Origin of the sequence: Finegoldia magna ATCC 53516 (assembly GCF_000159695.1) — a bacterium.
Taxonomy (GTDB): Bacteria; Bacillota; Clostridia; order Tissierellales; family Peptoniphilaceae; genus Finegoldia; species Finegoldia magna_F.
Window position 1 is genome coordinate 460,766 of the sequence record NZ_CM000955.1, and the last position, 23,384, is coordinate 484,149.

25 protein-coding genes and 1 pseudogene are annotated in these 23,384 nt (G+C 36.4%); 21 read left to right on the forward strand and 5 right to left on the reverse strand.

Translation table 11 applies throughout. The annotated features are described in order from the left end of the window. Window positions 1-77: 77 nt before the first annotated feature. Entirely contained in the window at window positions 78-1,229 is a 1,152-nt protein-coding gene (locus HMPREF0391_RS02085; protein ID WP_035109115.1) for an iron-containing alcohol dehydrogenase, read from the forward strand. Between the two features lie 32 nt (window positions 1,230-1,261). On the opposite strand, the gene HMPREF0391_RS09280 is transcribed toward HMPREF0391_RS02085, so the two are convergent. Further along, window positions 1,262-1,759, reverse strand: a complete 498-nt coding sequence (locus HMPREF0391_RS09280; RefSeq protein ID WP_080545246.1) for an ATP-binding cassette domain-containing protein — start codon at window positions 1,757-1,759, stop codon at window positions 1,262-1,264. Between the two features lie 330 nt (window positions 1,760-2,089). On the opposite strand from HMPREF0391_RS09280, the gene HMPREF0391_RS02095 reads away from it, so the two are divergent. From HMPREF0391_RS02095 to HMPREF0391_RS09290, 15 genes are all read left to right on the forward strand, one after another. Then, window positions 2,090-2,404, forward strand: a complete 315-nt coding sequence (locus tag HMPREF0391_RS02095; protein WP_000420682.1) for a YdcP family protein — start codon at window positions 2,090-2,092, stop codon at window positions 2,402-2,404. A gap of 15 nt (window positions 2,405-2,419) precedes the next feature. Continuing rightward, window positions 2,420-2,806 carry a YdcP family protein gene (locus tag HMPREF0391_RS02100; protein WP_000985015.1) on the forward strand — a complete coding sequence of 129 codons (387 nt, stop codon included), beginning with the start codon at window positions 2,420-2,422 and terminating at the stop codon, window positions 2,804-2,806. Window positions 2,807-2,834: 28 nt separating this feature from the next. Beyond that, on the forward strand, window positions 2,835-4,220 hold the full coding sequence (locus HMPREF0391_RS02105) for an FtsK/SpoIIIE domain-containing protein (RefSeq protein WP_000813488.1): 1,386 nt from the start codon (window positions 2,835-2,837) through the stop codon (window positions 4,218-4,220). Between the two features lie 2 nt (window positions 4,221-4,222). Further along, window positions 4,223-4,375, forward strand: a complete 153-nt coding sequence (locus HMPREF0391_RS02110; RefSeq protein WP_000879507.1) for a hypothetical protein — start codon at window positions 4,223-4,225, stop codon at window positions 4,373-4,375. Window positions 4,376-4,397: 22 nt separating this feature from the next. Beyond that, window positions 4,398-5,603 (forward strand): MobT family relaxase, encoded by a 1,206-nt coding sequence (gene mobT / locus HMPREF0391_RS02115; RefSeq protein ID WP_000398284.1) that lies wholly within the window; start codon window positions 4,398-4,400, stop codon window positions 5,601-5,603. 42 nt (window positions 5,604-5,645) lie between these two features. Then, complete coding sequence (locus HMPREF0391_RS02120) at window positions 5,646-5,867, forward strand: hypothetical protein (RefSeq protein WP_001009056.1); 222 nt, start codon at window positions 5,646-5,648, stop codon at window positions 5,865-5,867. 116 nt (window positions 5,868-5,983) lie between these two features. Then, on the forward strand, window positions 5,984-6,481 hold the full coding sequence (locus tag HMPREF0391_RS02125; RefSeq protein ID WP_000342539.1) for an antirestriction protein ArdA: 498 nt from the start codon (window positions 5,984-5,986) through the stop codon (window positions 6,479-6,481). Window positions 6,482-6,569: 88 nt separating this feature from the next. Next, entirely contained in the window at window positions 6,570-6,962 is a 393-nt protein-coding gene (locus HMPREF0391_RS02130) for a conjugal transfer protein (RefSeq protein WP_000723888.1), read from the forward strand. Then, on the forward strand, window positions 6,946-9,393 hold the full coding sequence (locus HMPREF0391_RS02135) for an ATP-binding protein (RefSeq protein WP_000331160.1): 2,448 nt from the start codon (window positions 6,946-6,948) through the stop codon (window positions 9,391-9,393). The genes HMPREF0391_RS02130 and HMPREF0391_RS02135 overlap by 17 nt, the downstream gene beginning before the upstream one ends. Window positions 9,394-9,395: 2 nt before the next feature. Further along, window positions 9,396-11,573 (forward strand): CD3337/EF1877 family mobilome membrane protein, encoded by a 2,178-nt coding sequence (locus HMPREF0391_RS02140; RefSeq protein WP_000804748.1) that lies wholly within the window; start codon window positions 9,396-9,398, stop codon window positions 11,571-11,573. Next, window positions 11,570-12,571: a lysozyme family protein gene (locus HMPREF0391_RS02145; RefSeq protein ID WP_000769868.1), complete on the forward strand. Its 1,002-nt coding sequence runs from the start codon at window positions 11,570-11,572 to the stop codon at window positions 12,569-12,571. The genes HMPREF0391_RS02140 and HMPREF0391_RS02145 overlap by 4 nt, the downstream gene beginning before the upstream one ends. Beyond that, window positions 12,568-13,503, forward strand: a complete 936-nt coding sequence (locus HMPREF0391_RS02150) for a conjugal transfer protein (protein WP_001224320.1) — start codon at window positions 12,568-12,570, stop codon at window positions 13,501-13,503. Before HMPREF0391_RS02145 ends, HMPREF0391_RS02150 begins: the two co-directional genes overlap by 4 nt. Window positions 13,504-13,747: 244 nt before the next feature. Next, complete coding sequence (locus tag HMPREF0391_RS09285; protein WP_001791010.1) at window positions 13,748-13,864, forward strand: tetracycline resistance determinant leader peptide; 117 nt, start codon at window positions 13,748-13,750, stop codon at window positions 13,862-13,864. 15 nt (window positions 13,865-13,879) lie between these two features. Further along, a complete protein-coding gene (gene tet(M) / locus HMPREF0391_RS02155; protein WP_000691736.1) occupies window positions 13,880-15,799 on the forward strand; it encodes a tetracycline resistance ribosomal protection protein Tet(M) in 1,920 nt (639 codons plus the stop codon). Between the two features lie 118 nt (window positions 15,800-15,917). Then, complete coding sequence (locus HMPREF0391_RS09290; protein ID WP_000336323.1) at window positions 15,918-16,085, forward strand: cysteine-rich KTR domain-containing protein; 168 nt, start codon at window positions 15,918-15,920, stop codon at window positions 16,083-16,085. Window positions 16,086-16,144: 59 nt separating this feature from the next. Here HMPREF0391_RS09290 and HMPREF0391_RS02165 read toward each other — a convergent pair whose 3' ends face one another. Further along, window positions 16,145-16,498 carry a helix-turn-helix transcriptional regulator gene (locus tag HMPREF0391_RS02165; RefSeq protein WP_001227347.1) on the reverse strand — a complete coding sequence of 118 codons (354 nt, stop codon included), beginning with the start codon at window positions 16,496-16,498 and terminating at the stop codon, window positions 16,145-16,147. A gap of 504 nt (window positions 16,499-17,002) precedes the next feature. On the opposite strand from HMPREF0391_RS02165, the gene HMPREF0391_RS02170 reads away from it, so the two are divergent. Both HMPREF0391_RS02170 and HMPREF0391_RS02175 read left to right on the forward strand, forming a co-directional pair. Continuing rightward, window positions 17,003-17,425, forward strand: a complete 423-nt coding sequence (locus HMPREF0391_RS02170) for a sigma-70 family RNA polymerase sigma factor (protein WP_000804599.1) — start codon at window positions 17,003-17,005, stop codon at window positions 17,423-17,425. Next, on the forward strand, window positions 17,422-17,652 hold the full coding sequence (locus HMPREF0391_RS02175) for a helix-turn-helix domain-containing protein (protein ID WP_000857133.1): 231 nt from the start codon (window positions 17,422-17,424) through the stop codon (window positions 17,650-17,652). Before HMPREF0391_RS02170 ends, HMPREF0391_RS02175 begins: the two co-directional genes overlap by 4 nt. A gap of 224 nt (window positions 17,653-17,876) precedes the next feature. On the opposite strand, the pseudogene HMPREF0391_RS09540 reads toward HMPREF0391_RS02175, so the two are convergent. After that, a pseudogene (locus tag HMPREF0391_RS09540) lies at window positions 17,877-18,125 on the reverse strand (hypothetical protein). Here HMPREF0391_RS09540 and HMPREF0391_RS02180 point away from each other — a divergent pair. Together HMPREF0391_RS02180 and HMPREF0391_RS02185 are read left to right on the forward strand one after the other, a co-directional pair. Beyond that, complete coding sequence (locus tag HMPREF0391_RS02180; RefSeq protein ID WP_000814512.1) at window positions 18,109-18,312, forward strand: excisionase; 204 nt, start codon at window positions 18,109-18,111, stop codon at window positions 18,310-18,312. The pseudogene HMPREF0391_RS09540 and the gene HMPREF0391_RS02180 overlap by 17 nt on opposite strands. A gap of 81 nt (window positions 18,313-18,393) precedes the next feature. Continuing rightward, window positions 18,394-19,611 carry a tyrosine-type recombinase/integrase gene (locus HMPREF0391_RS02185; RefSeq protein WP_002835202.1) on the forward strand — a complete coding sequence of 406 codons (1,218 nt, stop codon included), beginning with the start codon at window positions 18,394-18,396 and terminating at the stop codon, window positions 19,609-19,611. A 161-nt stretch (window positions 19,612-19,772) separates the two neighbouring features. Here the strand turns inward: HMPREF0391_RS02185 and HMPREF0391_RS02190 are convergent, their stop codons facing one another. Both HMPREF0391_RS02190 and HMPREF0391_RS02195 read right to left on the reverse strand, forming a co-directional pair. After that, on the reverse strand, window positions 19,773-20,828 hold the full coding sequence (locus tag HMPREF0391_RS02190; protein WP_002835203.1) for a hypothetical protein: 1,056 nt from the start codon (window positions 20,826-20,828) through the stop codon (window positions 19,773-19,775). Further along, complete coding sequence (locus HMPREF0391_RS02195; protein ID WP_002835204.1) at window positions 20,821-22,362, reverse strand: ABC transporter ATP-binding protein; 1,542 nt, start codon at window positions 22,360-22,362, stop codon at window positions 20,821-20,823. The genes HMPREF0391_RS02190 and HMPREF0391_RS02195 overlap by 8 nt, the downstream gene beginning before the upstream one ends. Before the next feature lie 112 nt (window positions 22,363-22,474). Here HMPREF0391_RS02195 and HMPREF0391_RS02200 point away from each other — a divergent pair, with 112 nt between their 5' ends. Beyond that, window positions 22,475-23,383: a DMT family transporter gene (locus HMPREF0391_RS02200; protein ID WP_002835205.1), complete on the forward strand. Its 909-nt coding sequence runs from the start codon at window positions 22,475-22,477 to the stop codon at window positions 23,381-23,383. Window position 23,384 lies beyond the last annotated feature (1 nt).

A 23,384-nucleotide genomic window follows, 5' to 3' on the forward strand; every position in this document is an offset into this window, starting at 1 on the left:
CGCTGCTTTTGTTTTAAATACGCAATTAACGGATATATATTTATATGAGTAAATTTGAAATAAAACAAGGGGGCATTATGAACAATTTTACATTTTACAATCCAGTAAGAGTACATTTCGGTAAAGGTCAAGTTACAAATCTAGCCGATGAATTAAAGGATTACAATAAAATTTTAGTAACTTATGGTGGAGGAAGCATCAAGAAAAATGGCGTCTACGATGATGTTATGAAAAATTTGAAAGGCAAAGAAGTTTTCGAACTTTCTGGAATCACTCCAAACCCAAGAACTGACAAAGTTTATGAAGGAATCAAAATCTGCAAGGAAAATGACATTGATTTTATTCTAGCTGTCGGCGGCGGATCTACATTGGACTGCTCAAAAGCAATCGCAATGGGTGCAAAAACTGATGAAGATTTCTGGGATTATTTCTTCGAAGAAAAAAACAAACCAACAGACGCTATCAAACTGGGAACAGTAATTACAATGGCTGGAACTGGTAGTGAAATGGACGGTAGTTGTGTAATTTCCAATATAGAAAGAAAGAAAAAATACGGCTACGGGCACAGATTATTGTATCCAGTATTTTCAATAATCGACCCAACATACACATATTCACTTCCAAAATATCAATTAATCAGTGGAACTTGCGATATGTTCAGCCACATAATGGAAGAATATTTTTCAGAACCAGATTACGAAAACACAACAGATAATATATCAGAAAGCTTGATGAAAACTGTAATCGACAGTATCAGAGTAGCTCTCAAAAATCCTGAAGATTACCAAGCTAGAAGCAATCTAATGTGGGTAAGTACACTTGCAATCAACGGACTTACTGCCACTGGCAAAAGCTCAGATTGGCTAAGCCACAAATTGGAACACACATTATCCGCATATTTTGATGTAACTCACGGAATGGGACTTGCAGTAGTTCATCCAAATTATTTGAAATTTGTCTACAAAAATCATCTGGAAAAATTCAGAAGCTTTGCAATAAACGTGTGGAATATAGATCCAGAAGGAAAACCAGATGAAAAATTAGCACTAGAATCAATCGTTGCACTACAAAACTTCTTCAAAGAAATCGGAGCTCCAACTACACTTCGTGAACTTGACATTCCAAAAGACAAAATCAAAGAAATGGCTGAAAACACACCTGCATATAAAACAAGCTACTCTGATTTGTCAACATCAGACATCGAAACAATTTACAATAACGCATATTAAAACTAAAATCTGCCTTGAAACAGGCAGATTTTTTAGTGAGATAAAATTATTTCTTTATTGTAGTTTTTAATTATATTTTTATGGTCGACAAAAATAACTATTCCTTCAATTTCATCAAAAACTTTCAGAAATTTTTCGGTTGATTCGCTATCCAAGTGATTGAGTGGTTCGTCAAATATAAATATATTTGAGTTTCCTATTAGCGCCCTATCTAAAGTTATTTTGTGTTTTTCCCCACCAGATAGATCATTCACATTTGTTTTCATTAGTAACTTATTATCTGTGAATACAGTATCTATTTTTTTCTTCCCTAGGAAAATATTCTCTTTCACAGTAGTTGGAAAAACATAAGAGTTTTGACAAAAATAATTTATGTTGATATCCTTCGCATTATTTAACTCTGTGTTGTTAATACTAATATTTCCATTATAATCGGTATAAATGTTACTTAAAATTTTAATTAAAGTTGTTTTTCCAGTTCCATTTTCTCCAGATATTTTAACTTTATCTCCTTTTTTTAAATAAAAAATAGCATAAAAATCTAGTTATCCGCATAAAAACTGGACTTATCACACTTTATCAAGGTCAAAACCACTCAATTTACTACTAATTTACTACTTATGAATGAGCTTTGATACGACGATTTATCCTTGAAAAGTGAAGATATAAAGATACTTCCAATAAAATTTGAATATTTAATAGGTAGACACTTCAAAAAATGAGGTGTCTATTTTTTTACCCGATTTTGAAAGGAAGTGAACTTATGAAAACAAAAAATCAAGAATCAAAAGGTCGTTCCCCACTCTTTAAGACCATCAAACATTCATTCAGCCAATAAAAAAGAAAGGATAGGTAAAAATATGGAACTTAAATTTGTGATTCCCAACATGGAAAAAACATTCGGCAATTTAGAATTTGCTGGCGAGGATAAAGTCGTTCAGCGAAGAATCAACGGACGGCTAACTGTCTTATCAAGAAGCTATAATCTCTATTCTGATGTTCAAAGAGCAGATGATATTGTGGTGGTGCTTCCTGCTGAAGCTGGCGAAAAACATTTCGGCTTTGAGGAACGTGTGAAGTTAGTCAATCCACGTATTACCGCAGAGGGCTACAAAATCGGCACTCGTGGTTTTACAAATTACCTTTTACATGCTGACGACATGATAAAAGAATAAAGAAAGAGAGGAAAAATGATGAGATTAGCAAATGGCATTGTATTAGATAAAGACACGACTTTTGGAGAATTGAAATTCTCTGCTCTACGTCGTGAAGTGAGAATCCAAAATGAAGACGGGTCGGTTTCAGATGAAATCAAGGAACGTACCTATGACTTAAAATCCAAAGGACAAGGACGCATGATTCAAGTAAGTATTCCTGCCAGCGTGCCTTTGAAAGAGTTTGATTATAACGCACGGGTGGAACTTATCAATCCCATTGCGGACACCGTTGCTACTGCCACCTATCAAGGAGCAGATGTTGACTGGTATATCAAGGCAGACGATATTGTGCTGACAAAGGATTCTAGTTCATTCAAAGCTCAACCACAAGCAAAGAAAGAACCGACACAAGACAAATAGTCGCTAGGTAGAAAGGAGACTTTTTCGCATGAAACAGCGTGGTAAAAGGATTCGCCCATCTGGTAAAGATTTAGTCTTTCATTTTACGATAGCGTCACTCCTGCCTGTTTTCCTGCTGGTTGTCGGACTGTTTCATGTGAAGACAATCCAGCAGATCAACTGGCAGGATTTTAACCTATCACAAGCAGATAAGATTGACATTCCCTATTTAATTATCAGTTTCAGTGTCGCAATTCTTATCTGCTTGCTGGTAGCGTTTGTATTCAAACGGGTTCGCTATGATACGGTTAAACAACTTTACCACCGTCAAAAACTGGCAAAGATGATACTTGAAAACAAGTGGTATGAATCTGAACAGGTCAAAACAGAGGGTTTCTTTAAAGATAGTGCTGGTCGTACAAAGGAAAAGATAACCTACTTCCCTAAAATGTATTATCGACTTAAAAATGGCTTGATACAGATACGGGTGGAAATCACGCTGGGAAAATATCAAGACCAACTCTTACACTTGGAAAAGAAATTAGAGAGTGGCTTGTACTGTGAGCTGACGGATAAAGAGTTAAAGGATTCCTATGTGGAATATACTTTGCTCTATGACACCATAGCCAGTCGTATTTCTATTGATGAAGTAGAAGCTAAAGATGGTAAACTTCGCTTAATGAAAAACGTATGGTGGGAATATGATAAGCTCCCTCATATGTTGATTGCTGGTGGTACAGGTGGCGGTAAAACTTACTTTATACTGACACTGATTGAAGCCTTGCTTCATACAGATTCAAAACTGTATATTCTTGACCCGAAAAATGCTGACCTTGCGGACTTAGGTTCTGTGATGGCAAATGTCTACTATAGAAAAGAAGACTTGCTTTCTTGCATTGAAACATTCTATGAAGAAATGATGAAACGTAGTGAGGAAATGAAGCAGATGAAGAACTATAAGACTGGCAAAAATTATGCTTACTTAGGTCTCCCGGCACACTTCTTAATCTTTGATGAATACGTCGCTTTCATGGAAATGCTGGGAACAAAAGAAAACACCGCAGTTATGAATAAGCTGAAACAGATTGTCATGTTAGGTCGTCAAGCTGGCTTCTTTCTAATACTGGCTTGTCAACGTCCAGACGCAAAATATTTAGGCGACGGAATCCGTGATCAGTTTAATTTCAGAGTGGCTTTAGGTCGTATGTCTGAAATGGGCTATGGCATGATGTTTGGCAGTGACGTACAAAAGGATTTCTTCTTAAAGCGAATCAAAGGTCGTGGCTATGTTGATGTAGGAACAAGTGTCATATCAGAGTTTTATACTCCCCTTGTACCAAAAGGATATGATTTCTTGGAGGAAATTAAAAAGTTATCCAACAGCAGACAGTCCACGCAGGCGACGTGCGAAGCGGAAGTCGCAGGTGTGGACTGATCTTGCTGGCTGGTGTGGCAATAGCCACGCCAGCACTTAACCCCCCGTATCTAACAGGGGGGTACAAATCGACAGGAAACAGTCAAAAAAACATTAGAAAATCCTTTGGTTACAAGGGATTTACAAAATTTCAGCGTATGTCAAATGGGCTTTAAAAGTTGACATACGCCTTTTTGATTGGAGGGATTTTTACTGAATGAACAAACTTGGTTACAGCATTTAAAAGAAAAACGCTTGGCTTATGGACTATCTCAAAACCGTTTAGCTGTTGCGACTGGTATTACAAGGCAGTATCTAAGCGATATTGAAACAGGAAAAGTCAAGCCATCAGAGGATTTACAGCAGTCCCTTTGGGAAGCTCTGGAACGCTTCAATCCCGACGCTCCCCTTGAAATGCTGTTTGATTATGTAAGGATTCGCTTTCCGACAACAGACGTACAGCAGGTGGTCGAAAACATCTTACAACTGAAACTGTCCTATTTTCTTCATGAGGACTATGGTTTCTATTCTTATTCAGAGCATTATGCTTTAGGCGACATATTCGTCCTTTGCTCCCATGAACTGGACAAAGGAGTTCTGGTGGAATTGAAAGGTCGTGGGTGCAGACAATTTGAAAGCTATCTTCTGGCACAACAAAGAAGCTGGTATGAGTTCTTTATGGACGTTTTGGTGGCTGGCGGTGTGATGAAACGCCTTGACCTTGCCATTAACGATAAGACAGGGATTTTGAATATCCCTGTACTCACTGAAAAGTGCCAACAGGAAGAATGTATCTCCGTCTTCCGCAGTTTTAAAAGCTATCGCAGTGGCGAACTGGTACGCAAAGAGGAAAAGGAATGTATGGGAAACACCCTCTATATCGGTTCATTACAAAGTGAAGTTTATTTCTGTATCTATGAAAAGGACTACGAGCAGTACAAGAAAAATGATATTCCCATTGAAGACGCAGAAGTAAAAAACCGTTTTGAGATTCGATTGAAAAATGAGCGTGCCTATTATGCAGTCCGTGATTTACTCGTCTATGACAATCCAGAGCATACCGCCTTTAAAATTATCAATCGGTATATCCGTTTTGTAGATAAAGACGATTCCAAACCTCGTTCTGATTGGAAACTGAATGAAGAATGGGCTTGGTTTATTGGGAACAATCGTGAACGATTAAAACTAACCACAAAACCAGAGCCTTACTCCTTCCAAAGGACGCTGAACTGGCTATCTCATCAAGTTGCCCCGACCTTAAAGGTTGCGATTAAACTTGATGAAATCAACCAGACGCAGGTTGTAAAAGACATTCTCGACCATGCGAAACTGACAGACCGACACAAGCAGATTTTGAAGCAACAGTCAGTAAAAGAACAGGACGTGATAACAACAAAAAAATAACTCAAATACAAATTCATTGAATATAGAGAGGAGAACATTTTTATGAATTTTGGACAAAACCTTTATAACTGGTTTCTATCAAACGCTCAATCACTGGTGCTTTTAGCAATCGTTGTGATTGGCTTGTATCTTGGCTTCAAGCGTGAGTTTAGCAAACTGATTGGCTTTTTAATTATTGCGATTATTGCGGTTGGCTTAGTCTTCAACGCTGCTGGAGTAAAAGACATTTTACTAGAGCTATTCAATCGCATTATTGGTGCTTAAATAAAACCGTTCTTTTGTGGAATATAAGTGGTTTTCTTATGTTCCGCAAAGGAATGGTACACCAAACGAAGTGCGGTAGGGATTTTTGAATCTCTACAAAGAAAGGACGTGAATATATGGACGATATGCAAGTCTATATTGCGAATTTAGGCAAATACAATGAGGGCGAATTGGTCGGTGCGTGGTTTACCTTTCCCATTGACTTTGAGGAAGTCAAAGAGAAAATCGGCTTGAATGATGAATATGAGGAATACGCCATTCATGACTACGAGTTACCCTTTACGGTTGACGAATACACTTCCATTGGCGAACTCAATCGACTATGGGAAATGGTATCGGAATTACCCGAAGAATTACAATCGGAGCTATCTGCTCTGCTCACTCATTTTTCAAGCATTGAAGAACTAAGCGAACATCAAGAGGATATTATCATTCATTCCGATTGTGATGATATGTATGACGTGGCACGCTACTACATTGAAGAAACGGGTGCTTTAGGCGAAGTACCAGCTAGTCTTCAAAACTATATTGATTATCAAGCCTATGGTCGGGATTTAGACCTTTCAGGAACGTTTATCTCAACCAATCATGGGATTTTTGAAATCGTCTATTAAATCTGTCGGTACATTACTACTGGCAGATTTTCTATTTTACGGGGTGGCTCAATCAGCTACCCCTATTTTTTATGAAAGGATTGATTACATGAAGAAAATACGAAGCTATACCAGTATCTGGTCTGTGGAAAAGGTACTGTATTCTATCAATGATTTTAGACTTCCGTTTCCCATAACCTTTACGCAAATGACATGGTTTGTCGTGTCACTCTTTGCAGTGATGATACTTGGCAACTTGCCCCCTCTTTCCATGATAGAGGGAGCATTTCTCAAATACTTTGGGATTCCTGTGGCTTTCACATGGTTTATGTCTACAAAAACTTTTGATGGTAAAAAGCCTTATGGATTTTTGAAGTCTGTCATTGCTTATGCACTGCGACCAAAGCTGACCTATGCAGGAAAAAAAGTAACGCTTGGCAGAAACCAGCCACAAGAAGCCATTACAGCAGTTAGGAGTGAATTTTATGGCATATCCAATTAAATACATTGAAAACAATCTCGTCTGGAATAAAGACGGGGAATGTTATGCTTACTATGAGCTTGTTCCTTACAATTACTCATTTCTAAGTCCAGAACAGAAAATACAAGTGCATGATTCTTTCAGACAGCTTATCGCACAAAATCGTGATGGCAAAATTCATGCTTTACAAATCAGTACAGAATCCAGCATACGTTCTGCACAAGAGCGTTCCAAAAATGAAGTCACTGGCAAGCTCAAAGCGGTTGCCTATGACAAAATCGACCAACAGACAGACGCTTTAATATCCATGATTGGCGAAAATCAAGTGAACTACCGTTTCTTTATCGGCTTTAAGTTGCTTCTCAACGATCAGGAGTTTTCTATGAAAAGTCTTACCGTTGAAGCAAAAAATGCTTTGTCTGATTTTGTCTATGATGTGAACCATAAGCTGATGGGCGATTTTGTTAGTATGAGTAATGATGAAATCCTGCGTTTTCAGAAGATGGAAAAGCTCTTAGAAAATAAAATCTCTCGTCGTTTCAAAATCCGCAGGTTAGATAAGGACGACTTCGGCTATCTGATTGAACACCTTTACGGACAGACAGGCACTGCCTATGAAGAGTATGAGTACCATCTATCAAAGAAAAAGCTGGATAATGAAACGCTGATTAAATACTATGACTTGATTAAGCCTACTCGCTGTTTGGTGGAAGAAAAACAGCGATATTTGAAAATCCAGCAGGAAGATGAAACCGTCTATGTAGCTTACTTTACCATTAACAGCATTGTCGGAGAACTGGACTTCCCGTCCTCTGAAATCTTCTACTACCAGCAACAGCAATTTACATTCCCGATTGATACGTCAATGAATGTGGAAATTGTAGCGAATCGTAAAGCCCTATCTACTGTCCGCAATAAAAAGAAAGAACTGAAAGACTTGGATAACCACGCTTGGCAAAGTGATAATGAAACCAGCTCCAATGTGGCGGAAGCTCTGGAAAGTGTGAATGAGCTGGAAACCAATTTAGACCAAAGCAAGGAATCTATGTACAAGCTGTCTTATGTGGTAAGGGTATCAGCAAATGATCTTGACGAACTCAAACGTCGTTGTAATGAAGTGAAAGATTTTTATGACGATTTAAGCGTAAAACTGGTACGACCATTTGGGGATATGCTCGGCTTACATGAAGAATTTTTACCTGCCAGCAAGCGTTATATGAATGATTATATTCAATACGTGACCTCTGATTTCCTCGCTGGTTTAGGTTTTGGTGCTACTCAAATGCTGGGGGAAAATGAGGGGATTTATGTTGGCTACAGCTTAGATACTGGACGCAATGTCTATCTGAAACCTGCTCTTGCCAGTCAAGGGGTTAAGGGTTCAGTAACCAATGCGTTAGCGTCGGCTTTTGTTGGTTCGCTGGGTGGTGGTAAATCCTTTGCGAATAACCTTATCGTCTATTATGCGGTGCTTTATGGGGCACAAGCAGTGATTGTAGACCCAAAAGCAGAACGTGGCAGATGGAAAGAAACCTTGCCAGAGATTTCCCATGAAATCAATATCGTCACTCTGACTTCTGATGAGAAAAACAAAGGCTTACTTGACCCTTATGTGATTATGAAAAATCCCAAAGATTCTGAATCACTGGCTATTGATATTCTGACATTCCTTACGGGGATTTCCTCTCGTGATGGGGAACGCTTCCCAATCCTTAGAAAAGCCATTCGTGCAGTAACCAATAGTGAAGTACGAGGGTTGATGAAAGTGATTGAGGAATTACGGGTTGAGAATACGCCACTAAGTACCAGTATAGCCGACCATATCGAAAGTTTTACAGACTATGACTTTGCACATTTATTATTCAGTAATGGTTATGTGGAGCAGTCTATCAGCTTAGAAAAACAACTGAACATTATACAGGTTGCGGACTTGGTACTTCCCGACAAGGAAACTTCCTTTGAGGAATATACCACTATGGAGCTTTTATCCGTTGCTATGCTGATTGTCATTAGTACCTTTGCTTTAGACTTTATCCATACAGACCGAAGCATTTTCAAGATTGTAGATTTAGACGAAGCATGGAGCTTTTTACAGGTAGCACAAGGAAAAACACTATCTATGAAGCTGGTTCGGGCTGGTCGTGCTATGAACGCTGGGGTATATTTCGTGACCCAAAATACAGACGACCTCTTAGATGAAAAACTGAAAAATAACCTCGGCTTAAAATTTGCATTTCGTTCCACTGACCTTAACGAGATTAAAAAGACCTTAGCCTTTTTTGGTGTAGACCCAGAGGACGAAAACAATCAGAAGCGATTGCGTGATTTGGAAAACGGGCAATGCCTTATCAGTGATTTATATGGTCGTGTCGGTGTGATACAGTTCCACCCTGTATTTGAAGAACTGCTCCATGCCTTTGATACCAGACCACCTGTGCGAAAAGAGGTGTAAATGTGAAACCATCAATAGTAAACAGAATAAAATCAAACTGGACGCTGAAACGTCTAGGTAAAGTGGCAATGACAGTGGCTTTCACACTTGTGATTGCCATTTTTCTTTTAGCCATGCTGGGAACGGTGGTTCAAGCTGCGGGCTTGGTAGATGATACGGTCAATGTGGCAAATGAATACAGCCGATACCCACTTGAAAACTATCAACTGGATTTTTATGTGGATAATAGCTGGGGCTGGCTTCCGTGGAACTGGTCGGACGGGATTGGAAAACAGGTCATGTATGGACTATATGCCATTACCAATTTTATTTGGACAATCAGTTTGTATGTTTCCAATGCGACAGGTTACTTAGTACAGGAAGCCTATTCCTTAGACTTCATTTCCGCTACAGCAGATTCCATTGGTAAGAATATGCAGACCTTAGCTGGTGTGAGTGCAAACGGATTTTCAACAGAGGGTTTCTATGTTGGATTCCTCTTACTCTTGATTTTGGTTCTTGGGGTTTATGTTGCCTATACGGGACTGATAAAGAGAGAAACCACAAAGGCAATTCATGCCATTATGAATTTTGTGCTGGTGTTTATCCTATCGGCTTCCTTTATTGCCTACGCTCCCGACTACATTAAAAAAATCAATGACTTTTCATCAGACATCAGTAATGCCAGTTTATCACTTGGCACGAAGATTGTCATGCCCCATTCCGATAGTCAAGGCAAGGACAGCGTGGACTTAATCAGAGATAGCCTGTTTTCCATACAGGTTCAGCAACCGTGGCTACTGCTTCAATACAACAGTTCAGACATTGAAAGTATCGGTATTGACCGTGTGGAAAGCCTGCTCTCCACCAGCCCAGATTCCAACAATGGCGAAGACAGAGAAAAAATTGTTGCGGAAGAAATTGAAGACAGAAGCAATACCAATCTAACCATTACAAAGACCATTAACCGTTTAGGTACAGTCTTCTTCCTATTTGTCTTCAATATTGGGATTTCCATATTTGTATTCCTATTAACAGGAATCATGATTTTCTCGCAGGTACTTTTTATCATCTATGCTATGTTTCTGCCTGTGAGCTTTATTTTAAGCATGATTCCATCATTTGATGGTATGTCAAAACGAGCCATAACAAAGCTCTTTAATACCATTTTGACACGAGCTGGAATCACATTGATTATTACGACAGCATTTAGTATTTCAACCATGCTCTATACCTTATCGGCTGGTTATCCGTTCTTTTTGATTGCTTTTCTACAGATTGTGACCTTTGCAGGAATCTACTTCAAGCTGGGCGATTTAATGAGTATGTTTTCTCTACAGAGTAACGATTCTCAAAGTGTGGGAAGTCGTGTGATGAGAAAACCTCGTATGCTTATGCACGCTCACATGCACCGTCTACAGCGGAAACTTGGACGTTCCATGACTACTCTAGGGGCTGGGTCTGCCATTGTTACAGGTAAAAAAGGACAGTCGGGTTCGGGGAGTTCTGCAAGGACACAAGCAGATCACTCCCGACCAGACGGAAAGGAAAAATCAACACTTGGAAAACGTATCGGTCAAACCATCGGTACAGTAGCTGATACCAAAGACAGAATGGTAGACACTGCTAGTGGTTTGAAAGAACAGGTTAAAGATTTGCCGACCAATGCAAGATATGCAGTATATCAAGGAAAATCCAAAGTAAAAGAGAATGTCCGTGATTTAACCAGTAGTATTTCTCAAACCAAAGCGGACAGAGCCAGTGGACGCAAGGAACAGCAGGAACAAAGGCGAAAAACCATTGCGAAGCGTCGCTCTGAAATGGAACAGGTCAAACAGAAAAAACAGCCTGCTTCTTCTGTTCATGAAAGACCGACTACAAGACAAGAACAATATCATGATGAACAGACCTCAAAACAGTCTAATATTCAGACTTCATATAAGGAATCTCAACAAGCCAAACAAGAGCGTCCAGCAGTTAAGTCCGATTTTTCAAGTCCAAAAGTGGAACGCCAAGGCAATACCGTTCAAGAAAAAACCGTTCAAAAGCCAGCAACTTCAACCACTACAGCAGATAGAACTTCACAACGTCCAATCACAAAAGAACGTCCGTCTACTGTTCAAAGAGTACCACTACAAAATACAAGAAGTAGACCACCAATCAAAACCGCCACCATTAAGAAAGTCGGTAAGAAACCATGAAGTTGAAAACTTTAGTGATTGGTGGTTCTGGATTATTCTTGATGGTCTTCTCACTGCTTCTGTTTGTTGCCATTTTATTTTCAGATGAACAGGACAGCGGAATTTCCAATATTCATTATGGAGGTGTGAATGTTTCCGCAGAAGTGCTGGCTCATAAGCCTATGGTAGAAAAATATGCCAAAGAATATGGCGTTGAAGAATATGTCAACATACTTCTTGCGATTATACAGGTGGAATCGGGCGGTACTGCGGAAGATGTTATGCAGTCCTCGGAATCCCTCGGTCTTCCACCTAATTCATTGAGTACAGAAGAATCCATTAAGCAAGGTGTGAAGTATTTCAGTGAATTATTAGCCAGTAGCGAAAGGCTCAGTGTAGATTTAGAATCGGTTATCCAGTCCTACAATTATGGTGGTGGTTTCTTAGGGTATGTGGCTAATCGTGGAAATAAATATACCTTTGAACTGGCTCAAAGTTTCTCAAAAGAGTATTCAGGTGGCGAAAAAGTGTCTTACCCCAATCCCATAGCCATACCTATCAATGGGGGCTGGCGATACAACTATGGCAATATGTTTTATGTGCAACTGGTAACGCAGTATCTTGTCACAACAGAGTTTGATGATGATACGGTACAAGCCATCATGGACGAAGCACTGAAATATGAGGGCTGGCGATACGTTTACGGTGGAGCTTCCCCGACTACTTCTTTTGATTGTAGCGGACTGACACAATGGACGTATGGAAAAGCTGGAATTAACTTACCACGAACCGCACAACAGCAATATGATGTGACCCAGCATATCCCACTATCGGAAGCACAAGCTGGCGATTTGGTTTTCTTTCATTCTACCTATAACGCTGGCTCTTATATTACTCATGTTGGGATATACCTTGGCAATAACCGTATGTTTCATGCAGGCGACCCAATCGGTTATGCCGACTTAACAAGCCCCTACTGGCAACAGCATTTAGTGGGAGCAGGACGAATCAAACAATGAGAAAGGAAGATTTAATGATGAAATTTAGAAAAAATCAGAATAAAGAAAAACAGATACCAAAGGAAAAGAAACCTCGTGTCTACTATAAGGTCAATCCTCATAAAAAGGTTGTGATTGCCTTGTGGGTACTTTTAGGGCTTAGTTTCAGCTTTGCGATATTCAAGCACTTTACAGCTATAGATACTCATACTATTCACGAAACAACTATCATAGAAAAGGAATACGTTGATACTCATCATGTAGAAAATTTTGTAGAGAACTTTGCGAAAGTCTACTATTCATGGGAGCAATCCGATAAGTCCATTGATAATCGAATGGAAAGTCTAAAAGGCTATCTGACAGATGAACTTCAAGCTCTCAATGTTGATACAGTACGCAAAGATATTCCTGTATCGTCTTCTGTAAGAGGATTTCAGATATGGACGGTAGAGCCAACTGGCGACAATGAGTTTAATGTAACCTACAGTGTAGACCAGCTCATTACAGAGGGAGAAAATACAAAGACCGTCCACTCTGCTTATATAGTGAGTGTCTATGTAGATGGTTCTGGAAATATGGTACTGGTTAAGAATCCGACCATTACCAACATACCTAAGAAATCAAGTTATAAACCAAAAGCCATTGAAAGTGAGGGGACGGTTGATTCCATTACAACCAATGAAATCAATGAGTTTTTAACGACGTTCTTCAAGCTCTATCCTACAGCGACAGCCAGTGAACTTTCCTACTATGTGAATGACGGGATATTAAAACCAATCGGAAAAGAGTACATCTTTCAAGAACTGGTAAATCCTATTCACAATCGTAAGGATAATCAAGTCACGGTATCGCTGACAGTGGAGTATATCGACCAGCAGACCAAAGCAACGCAGGTATCTCAATTTGATTTGGTACTTGAAAAGAACGGGAGTAATTGGAAGATTATAGAATAACAAATATTGGTACATTATTACAGCTATTTTGTAATCACGTACTCTCTTTGATAAAAAATTGGAGATTCCTTTACAAATATGCTCTTACGTGCTATTATTTAAGTATCTATTTAAAAGGAGTTAATAAATATGCGGCAAGGTATTCTTAAATAAACTGTCAATTTGATAGTGGGAACAAATAATTGGATGTCCTTTTTTAGGAGGGCTTAGTTTTTTGTACCCAGTTTAAGAATACCTTTATCATGTGATTCTAAAGTATCCAGAGAATATCTGTATGCTTTGTATACCTATGGTTATGCATAAAAATCCCAGTGATAAAAGTATTTATCACTGGGATTTTTATGCCCTTTTGGGTTTTTGAATGGAGGAAAATCACATGAAAATTATTAATATTGGAGTTTTAGCTCATGTTGATGCAGGAAAAACTACCTTAACAGAAAGCTTATTATATAACAGTGGAGCGATTACAGAATTAGGAAGCGTGGACAAAGGTACAACGAGGACGGATAATACGCTTTTAGAACGTCAGAGAGGAATTACAATTCAGACAGGAATAACCTCTTTTCAGTGGGAAAATACGAAGGTGAACATCATAGACACGCCAGGACATATGGATTTCTTAGCAGAAGTATATCGTTCATTATCAGTTTTAGATGGGGCAATTCTACTGATTTCTGCAAAAGATGGCGTACAAGCACAAACTCGTATATTATTTCATGCACTTAGGAAAATGGGGATTCCCACAATCTTTTTTATCAATAAGATTGACCAAAATGGAATTGATTTATCAACGGTTTATCAGGATATTAAAGAGAAACTTTCTGCCGAAATTGTAATCAAACAGAAGGTAGAACTGTATCCTAATATGTGTGTGACGAACTTTACCGAATCTGAACAATGGGATACGGTAATAGAGGGAAACGATGACCTTTTAGAGAAATATATGTCCGGTAAATCATTAGAAGCATTGGAACTCGAACAAGAGGAAAGCATAAGATTTCAGAATTGTTCTCTGTTCCCTCTTTATCATGGAAGTGCAAAAAGTAATATAGGGATTGATAACCTTATAGAAGTTATTACTAATAAATTTTATTCATCAACACATCGAGGTCCGTCTGAACTTTGCGGAAATGTTTTCAAAATTGAATATACAAAAAAAAGACAACGTCTTGCATATATACGCCTTTATAGTGGAGTACTACATTTACGAGATTCGGTTAGAGTATCAGAAAAAGAAAAAATAAAAGTTACAGAAATGTATACTTCAATAAATGGTGAATTATGTAAGATTGATAGAGCTTATTCTGGAGAAATTGTTATTTTGCAAAATGAGTTTTTGAAGTTAAATAGTGTTCTTGGAGATACAAAACTATTGCCACAGAGAAAAAAGATTGAAAATCCGCACCCTCTACTACAAACAACTGTTGAACCGAGTAAACCTGAACAGAGAGAAATGTTGCTTGATGCCCTTTTGGAAATCTCAGATAGTGATCCGCTTCTACGATATTACGTGGATTCTACGACACATGAAATTATACTTTCTTTCTTAGGGAAAGTACAAATGGAAGTGATTAGTGCACTGTTGCAAGAAAAGTATCATGTGGAGATAGAACTAAAAGAGCCTACAGTCATTTATATGGAGAGACCGTTAAAAAATGCAGAATATACCATTCACATCGAAGTGCCGCCAAATCCTTTCTGGGCTTCCATTGGTTTATCTGTATCACCGCTTCCGTTGGGAAGTGGAATGCAGTATGAGAGCTCGGTTTCTCTTGGATACTTAAATCAATCATTTCAAAATGCAGTTATGGAAGGGATACGCTATGGTTGCGAACAAGGATTATATGGTTGGAATGTGACGGACTGTAAAATCTGTTTTAAGTATGGCTTATACTATAGCCCTGTTAGTACCCCAGCAGATTTTCGAATGCTTGCTCCTATTGTATTGGAACAAGTCTTAAAAAAAGCTGGAACAGAATTGTTAGAGCCATATCTTAGTTTTAAAATTTATGCGCCACAGGAATATCTTTCACGAGCATACAACGATGCTCCTAAATATTGTGCGAACATCGTAGACACTCAATTGAAAAATAATGAGGTCATTCTTAGTGGAGAAATCCCTGCTCGATGTATTCAAGAATATCGTAGTGATTTAACTTTCTTTACAAATGGACGTAGTGTTTGTTTAACAGAGTTAAAAGGGTACCATGTTACTACCGGTGAACCTGTTTGCCAGCCCCGTCGTCCAAATAGTAGGATAGATAAAGTACGATATATGTTCAATAAAATAACTTAGTGTATTTTATGTTGTTATATAAATATGGTTTCTTGTTAAATAAGATGAAATATTCTTTAATAAAGATTTGAATTAAAGTGTAAAGCAGGAGATAGTTATTATAAACTACAAGTGGATATTGTGTCCTGTATGTGGAAATAAAACACGATTAAAGATAAGGGAAGATACTGAATTAAAAAAATTCCCCCTCTATTGTCCGAAATGCAGACAAGAAAATTTAATTGAAATAAAGCAGTTCAAAGTAACTGTGATTACAGAGCCAGACGCAAAGACGCAGAGCCGATAAAATGAGATTAATACAATCTCATTTTATCGGCTCTTTCCGTTATGTATGGATTCTTTTAATTAGTCTTCGATGTTTCTTGCTTCGTTGATACCGCTGGCTAAAGATTCCATTAAGGATAGTTCTTTGTCTGTAAAGCTATCCATGTATTTCTCTATCTGTAATCGTCGGGTGCTTTTTACCAAGTTATTAGCAGGTAAGAAAAATTCATCAACGGAAACATGAAGTAACGATACAAGGTCATAAAGAACTTGTATGCTGGGGTGTTGCCCCTTATTTTCAATATTAGTTAAGTAACGTGGGTCAATTTCAATCAATGCTCCCACTTGTTCACGAGTTAAACCTCGTTTCAATCGAGCTTCTTTAATGGCTAAACCAAAGGCTCTAAAATCATATTTATCTTCTTTTTTACGCATAGTAGACCACCTCTATACATTTTACTGTTCCTATTGAATTAGAAACAGGTATAGAAAAACATGTTATATAGTTTATAGGTTCATATTTAATAAAAAGCACTACTAAACGCCAATAAAAAAAACCGTTATATGGTAGTGCTATTTATGCTGTTAAAATATTGTATCTTACTTCCAAATGGCGGTTTGTTGGAGGTCAAAGTCGCCATGAAGTATATCACATACAATCAAGTTCCCCACATTGAGTATTTATCAAAAAAAGTCGTCTATCTGCAATAGATAAGTACGTCCACCAATGTGGTTTTATAAATCATATAGATAGAAAAATAAAAGCATGTAAACAGAGAAATCAATCTGTTTGTGTGCTTTTTTGGTTATTCAGAACTTTTTTACAAAGTTTATTCATCAGTAATGCAACAAATCCCCCTTTCACATTGGGACTAAGAGTGAAAGGAGATAAAAGAGCAAGGCTCACTTCCTTTCCTAGACAGAAAGGGGGTGAGAAACATGAAACCATCTTTTTTTCAGACCACAATAGAAAATCAGTTTGACTATATCTGTAAACGTGCTATGGAAGACGAGCGAAAGAATTATCTGCTTTATCTTTCAAGGATCGCAAAGCGTGAAGTGTCCTTTTCTGATGTTGGCGATTATCTTGTTAGCCAGTTTGCGACAACAGATAACTATTCAACTGACTTTCAGATTTTTACACTCAATGGAATATCAGTTGGTGTTGAAAATGATTTATTGAGTGAAGCATTACGTGAGTTGCCAGACAAGAAACGTGAAATTCTACTGCTGTTTTACTTTATGGACATGAGCGATTCAGAAATTGCAGACCTGTTGAAATTGAACCGTTCTACTGTCTATCGGCATAGAACCAGTGGACTAGCCTTAATCAAAAAGTTTATGGAGGAATTTGAAGAATGAAAACACAATATCCTATGATTCCCTTTCCTCTCATTGTAAAGGCAACAGATGGCGATACAGAAGCGATTAACCAGATTCTACATCATTACAGAGGGTACATAACGAAACGTTCCCTACGACTTATGAAAGATGAATATGGCAATCAAAGTATGGTCGTTGATGAAGTCTTACGTGGAAGAATGGAAACCAGACTGATTACAAAGATTCTGTCATTTGAAATTAAGTAATAACCTCTCTCTTTTCGTGGAAGCGTGCCATACTATTCCACGCTTCCCGAACAGGGAGGTTTGTTATTCCATCAAAGCATATTGAGCTTTCAATGTGTTTTGATAGGCTAACGAGCCATTGTTCTTTGAAAACTGAATAAAAGTAATTGAATACGTTTCGATAAGAAAAGAGCCAACGGAGCTAACCGCCATGACCTATATTCTAAAGATAGCGAGCGTTTCAGTTAGTGTTCCGAAAAACAATCTTTAGCAGGATTGCCAGCGACGACTTTCTTATCGTGATAATGATACTCCCATACAGTCAATAGTCCGAGCGTTAAAAGCGTCGCAGGCAATGAGTATGGCTACATGAGAACCATGCAGGGGTGGAACTCCCGTGAGCTTTGCTAGAGCTGTTCGATTGCTTGTAAAACAACTTTTATGAAATCCAATAAGTGATTTGGAAAGGAGGATTTTATGAAGCAGACTGACATTCCGATTTGGGAGCGTTATACCCTAACTATTGAAGAAGCGTCAAAATATTTTCGTATTGGCGAAAACAAGCTGCGTCGTTTGGCAGAAGAAAATAAAAATGCAAACTGGCTGATTATGAATGGCAATCGTATTCAGGTTAAACGAAAACAATTTGAAAAAATTATAGATACATTGAATGCAATCTAGCGTAGCCAAAGGGTCTTGTATATGATAAAATAGTATTAAGTCGTATCAGGGCTCTTTCCATAATGGAAAGGAGCAAATGCCATGTCAGAAAAAAGACGTGACAATAAAGGTCGAATTTTAAAGACTGGAGAGAGCCAACGAAAAGACGGAAGATACTTATACAAATATACAGATTCATTTGGAGAACCGCAATTTGTTTACTCGTGGAAACTTGTGGCTACAGACAGAGTACCAGCAGGAAAGCGTGATTGTATCTCACTTAGGGAGAAAATCGCAGAGTTACAGAAAGACATTCATGATGGTATTGATGTTGTAGGAAAGAAAATGACACTCTGCCAGCTTTACGCAAAACAGAACGCTCAAAGACCAAAGGTTAGAAAAAATACTGAAACTGGACGCAAATATCTTATGGATATTTTGAAGAAAGACAAGTTAGGTGCAAGAAGTATTGATAGTATTAAACCATCAGACGCTAAAGAATGGGCGATTAGAATGAGTGAAAATGGTTATGCCTATCAAACCATCAATAACTATAAACGTTCTTTAAAGGCTTCATTCTACATTGCGATACAAGATGATTGTGTTCGGAAGAATCCATTTGACTTTCAACTGAATGCAGTTCTTGATGATGATACTGTCCCTAAGACCGTACTAACAGGAGAACAGGAAGAAAAACTGTTAGCCTTTGCGAAAGCTGATAAAACCTACAGCAAAAATTATGATGAAATTCTGATACTCTTAAAAACAGGTCTTCGTATTTCAGAGTTTGGTGGTTTGACACTTCCAGATTTAGATTTTGAGAATCGTCTTGTCAATATAGACCATCAGCTATTGAGAGATACTGAAATTGGGTACTACATTGAAACACCAAAGACCAAAAGTGGTGAACGTCAAGTTCCTATGGTTGAAGAAGCCTATCAAGCATTTAAGCGAGTGTTAGCGAATCGAAAGAATGATAAGCGTGTTGAGATTGATGGATATAGTGATTTCCTCTTTCTTAATAGAAAGAACTATCCAAAAGTGGCGAGTGACTATAATGGTATGATGAAAGGTCTTGTTAAGAAATACAACAAGTATAATGATGATAAGTTACCACACATCACTCCACATAGTTTGCGACATACATTCTGTACCAACTATGCAAATGCAGGAATGAACCCAAAAGCATTACAATACATTATGGGGCATGCAAATATAGCCATGACGCTGAACTATTACGCACACGCAACATTTGATTCCGCAATGTCAGAGATGAAACGCTTGAATAAAGAGAAGCAACAGGAGCGTCTTGTTGCTTAGTAGTACAAATGAATTTACTACTTATTTACCACTTCTGACAGCTAAGACATGAGGAAATATGCAAAGAAACGTGAAGTATCTTCCTACAGTAAAAATACTCGAAAGCACATAGAATAAGGCTTTACGAGCATTTAAGAAAATATAAAAAGATAATTAGAAATTTATACTTTGTTTATAATAAAATTTACAGGTTTTAAAATATTTTTGTCATTTACCGTGTAACTTAGATTTTCAGCAATAATTTCAATATGATTTGTTTTATTATCAAAATTCTTCTTTTGAGAAATATCTGAATAAAATTTTCCAACATTAACTTTTAAACTTTTTAATTGAATAAATGAGTCCACGGACTTTTTCACACAATCAAAAAATTTATTGATAACAACAGACATAGCTAAAACTTTTATTATTGAATTTATGCCTATAATTTGCTTAGAGCATAGAATAATTCCAAATCCCACTACTAGTATTAAAAACAATCCATCTGCTAAATTTCTTACTGCGTTTTGAGTTTTTGTATACATTTCTCCTCTTGCTACTTTATCTTTCACAAATTCATCAAATAATTCTTTGTATACCTGTATGAATTTTGCGTACAAATTATTAAATTTCAACCAATCTTTTTCAAAAGAGCAAGAAAATAATATTTTTCTTTCATTTTCTTTAAATGTATATTTATCTCTTGTATATTCAGAAACTTCATTCTTAAAAGTAGTAAATGATACAAATCTTAAAAATCCCATAGCAACTATGAATATGAAATAATAAATTGGTAATTCTTTCAAGCTTATTATCAAAATTAAAACTATTATTAAAGCTTCTGAAATATTTTGAAATGCCCATATAAAGTTCAATCTAAGCATAGTTGCTTCTTTTTCTATAATATTGTCAAATTTATATGATTTTATTTCTCTTAAAATACTTTCATCAAATTTTAAGTATTTGTCTATTAGCAAATTTTCGTGAGTAAAACTATTTTTCAGGATAATTTTATTTGATAAAATCTGAAAAATAGGTATCAAAACTACAGTAATCAAAATAGCAATGAGCAACTTATATATTGAAGATTTCATCATTTTTATATCTGAATTCAATACTGCAGATGTAAAAGTTCCCAAAACAGTCGCTATGAAAACTGCTGACACATCTTGAATTATATTGCTAATCAGTCCTAATATTGCGCCAAGTCTCATAGACTTGAATAAATCCTTATACATAATTATCACCGCTATCTAAATCTAAAGTTTTATTGCATATTTTATTTAACCTTTTATCATGACTAATTACAATCATTTCTCGTGAATCAGATCTTAAAATACCGATTAGTTTTTCCACTGATTTATCATCTAAATGATTTGTCGGTTCATCTAACAAAAGTATATTCTTATCAGATGCCAGACAAACTGCTAATGCGAATTTTTTCCTTTCTCCACCTGATAATTCATCTAAGTATTTACCCCAATCAAGCTCCTTAATCCCAAAATAATTGCAGAGTTCTTGGACTTTTTTAACGTATTCTTTTCCTTCAAGCATACCCATAATCTCTCTCATTGTAAAAGAAATACATAAATCATTTTGATTTAAATAACTTATAAGTCTTTCTGGAATATCTCTAATAACCAATTTGCTATTTGAGTGTAAAAGTCCTAAAATCAAATTGAAAATGGTTGTTTTCCCTTTGCCATTACTCCCAGAAATTAGAATTTTATCTCCTTTTTCTAATTTAAGATTTGTTCCATTTAAATTTTGACAAAAATCTAAATCTTCAATTTTTAAATCTATTAGAGAATCAGTATCTGAAACTGTTACATCGTTACTATTAATATCTTTATTTAAAATATTATTTATTCTAGTTTTTGATACATTGAATTCTTGAACCTTCGAAATATATTTTGTTATATTCTCAAAATTGGAATAAAACGTACTCAGTAACATAATCATAAACACCGAATCAGCAATGGTAATTTCCTGATTATAGATTGCTATACCTATAATTGCATAACTAACTATTTTTAAAATCAAATCTAACAGAGAATACATAGCATTTTCAAGAGCAAATGCAATTTCAGCCTTAGTACCAGCATTTACATTCAGTTCATCTAAATTTCTTTTATTTTTAAAATACCAATCAGTCGCATTAAAAGTTTTCAAAACATCTCTTCCTTCTGATGCTGAAATAATCCAGTTAGTAGTATCTTGTTCTATTTTTCTAGTATCCATGTAAATCTTATATAAACTATTTTTAGTAATTATTGGCGGTATTATTTGCAAAATAGCTAATAAAACAAAAATAAAAGTCACCTTATAACTTAAAACCAAAAATGAAATAAGTACCATCGCAAAAATAAATAATGAAGAAAAAAATTCTACTAAATATTCAAACCTAAAACTTGCTACGATGTCGCTATCCTTATCTACAATTTGCAAAACTTGCTCTCCTGTCAATTCGAACAATAATTCTTTTCGTAAATTGTAAATATCTCTAAGTATGTTGTTTTTTAACTGAAATTTTAATTGATGTTTTATCAATTCTATTCTATAAGGTATTAGTTTTTCTAATAAAAACTTCACACCAAATACTAGTATGATAATTAACATAGTTTTTATTGTATTTTGAAATTCTACTGTTTTGAGTTTTACAAATTCGTCTGCAAAATTTGATGTAATTACAGACACTAAAAAATCAAGCACAAAAATAAATACATAAAACAAACTTGAATAAATAAAATATTTCTTCGCTTTAGTTTTCATATCACAAATTCCTCTCTTTTTTGATTATACCACCTAATAAACTCTTGCGAAATAGAATAAATTTCAATTCTACATTGTTTTATGATATCATTTATTAATACGGAGGTAATAAATGAATAATAGAACTAAAGGTATTATAGCAATATTATTGTCAGCATTTGGATTTGCTCTTATGAATTTATTCATACCACTTGCTGGAGATTTGCCAACTATACAAAAAAGTTTTTTCAGAAATTTGATTGCTTTTTTGGTGGCATTCGCGCTTTTATTGAAATCAAATAAAAAAGAAGAAGTAAAAGAACTTCACGATATTAAATCAATCCCATGGAAAACTTTGATTTTGAGAGCAAGTTTGGGTACTGCAGGAATTTTTTGTAATTATTACGCGTTGGATCATCTTTTCATTTCAGATGCATCAGTTCTCAACAAACTCGCTCCTTTTGCGACTTTGATTTTGTCTTGGATTTTCCTAAAAGAAGATTTGAGAAAGGAACACATAATTTCGATTTTGATAGCATTTGTAGGGGTTTTATTCGTTGTAAAACCTACACTACAAATCCAAGAAATCCTTCCATATTTAATAGGAATTTTGGGTGGAATTTGTGCAGGTGGAGCTTACACTTGCGTTAGAAAATTGAACACTCTAGGAGTGAATAGTTCGTTTATCGTTGCTTTTTTCTCAGGATTTTCGAGTATAGTATGTATTCCTTTTATGATATTTAATTTTGTTCCAATGGGAACATCATCAATCCTTGCTCTTATCGGCGTTGGACTTGCAGCCCTTATCGGACAATTTGGAATAACATTGGCTTACAAATTCGCTCCTGCTTCTGAAATTTCAGTGTTTGATTATTCGACGATAATTTTTACAGGATTGTTCGGATTTTTATTCTTACATCAAATTCCTGATTATTTAAGTATAATCGGATATATTTTAATATTCAGTGGAGCTTTGATTAATTTTATGAACAATCGAAGAAAACAAAGAATGCTAATAAATGAAAAATCTGCACGAGTATAAT

Coding starts and splice junctions, on each gene's coding strand:
- HMPREF0391_RS02085 (WP_035109115.1), top strand. CDS start 78: ATGAACAATTTTACATTTTACAATCCAGTAAGAGTACATTTCGGTAAA.
- HMPREF0391_RS02095 (WP_000420682.1), top strand. CDS start 2,090: ATGGAACTTAAATTTGTGATTCCCAACATGGAAAAAACATTCGGCAAT.
- HMPREF0391_RS02100 (WP_000985015.1), top strand. CDS start 2,420: ATGATGAGATTAGCAAATGGCATTGTATTAGATAAAGACACGACTTTT.
- HMPREF0391_RS02105 (WP_000813488.1), top strand. CDS start 2,835: ATGAAACAGCGTGGTAAAAGGATTCGCCCATCTGGTAAAGATTTAGTC.
- HMPREF0391_RS02120 (WP_001009056.1), top strand. CDS start 5,646: ATGAATTTTGGACAAAACCTTTATAACTGGTTTCTATCAAACGCTCAA.
- HMPREF0391_RS02125 (WP_000342539.1), top strand. CDS start 5,984: ATGGACGATATGCAAGTCTATATTGCGAATTTAGGCAAATACAATGAG.
- HMPREF0391_RS02130 (WP_000723888.1), top strand. CDS start 6,570: ATGAAGAAAATACGAAGCTATACCAGTATCTGGTCTGTGGAAAAGGTA.
- HMPREF0391_RS02135 (WP_000331160.1), top strand. CDS start 6,946: ATGGCATATCCAATTAAATACATTGAAAACAATCTCGTCTGGAATAAA.
- HMPREF0391_RS02145 (WP_000769868.1), top strand. CDS start 11,570: ATGAAGTTGAAAACTTTAGTGATTGGTGGTTCTGGATTATTCTTGATG.
- HMPREF0391_RS02150 (WP_001224320.1), top strand. CDS start 12,568: ATGAGAAAGGAAGATTTAATGATGAAATTTAGAAAAAATCAGAATAAA.
- HMPREF0391_RS02165 (WP_001227347.1), bottom strand. CDS start 16,498: ATGCGTAAAAAAGAAGATAAATATGATTTTAGAGCCTTTGGTTTAGCC.
- HMPREF0391_RS02170 (WP_000804599.1), top strand. CDS start 17,003: ATGAAACCATCTTTTTTTCAGACCACAATAGAAAATCAGTTTGACTAT.
- HMPREF0391_RS02175 (WP_000857133.1), top strand. CDS start 17,422: ATGAAAACACAATATCCTATGATTCCCTTTCCTCTCATTGTAAAGGCA.
- HMPREF0391_RS02180 (WP_000814512.1), top strand. CDS start 18,109: ATGAAGCAGACTGACATTCCGATTTGGGAGCGTTATACCCTAACTATT.
- HMPREF0391_RS02185 (WP_002835202.1), top strand. CDS start 18,394: ATGTCAGAAAAAAGACGTGACAATAAAGGTCGAATTTTAAAGACTGGA.
- HMPREF0391_RS02190 (WP_002835203.1), bottom strand. CDS start 20,828: ATGTATAAGGATTTATTCAAGTCTATGAGACTTGGCGCAATATTAGGA.
- HMPREF0391_RS02195 (WP_002835204.1), bottom strand. CDS start 22,362: ATGAAAACTAAAGCGAAGAAATATTTTATTTATTCAAGTTTGTTTTAT.
- HMPREF0391_RS02200 (WP_002835205.1), top strand. CDS start 22,475: ATGAATAATAGAACTAAAGGTATTATAGCAATATTATTGTCAGCATTT.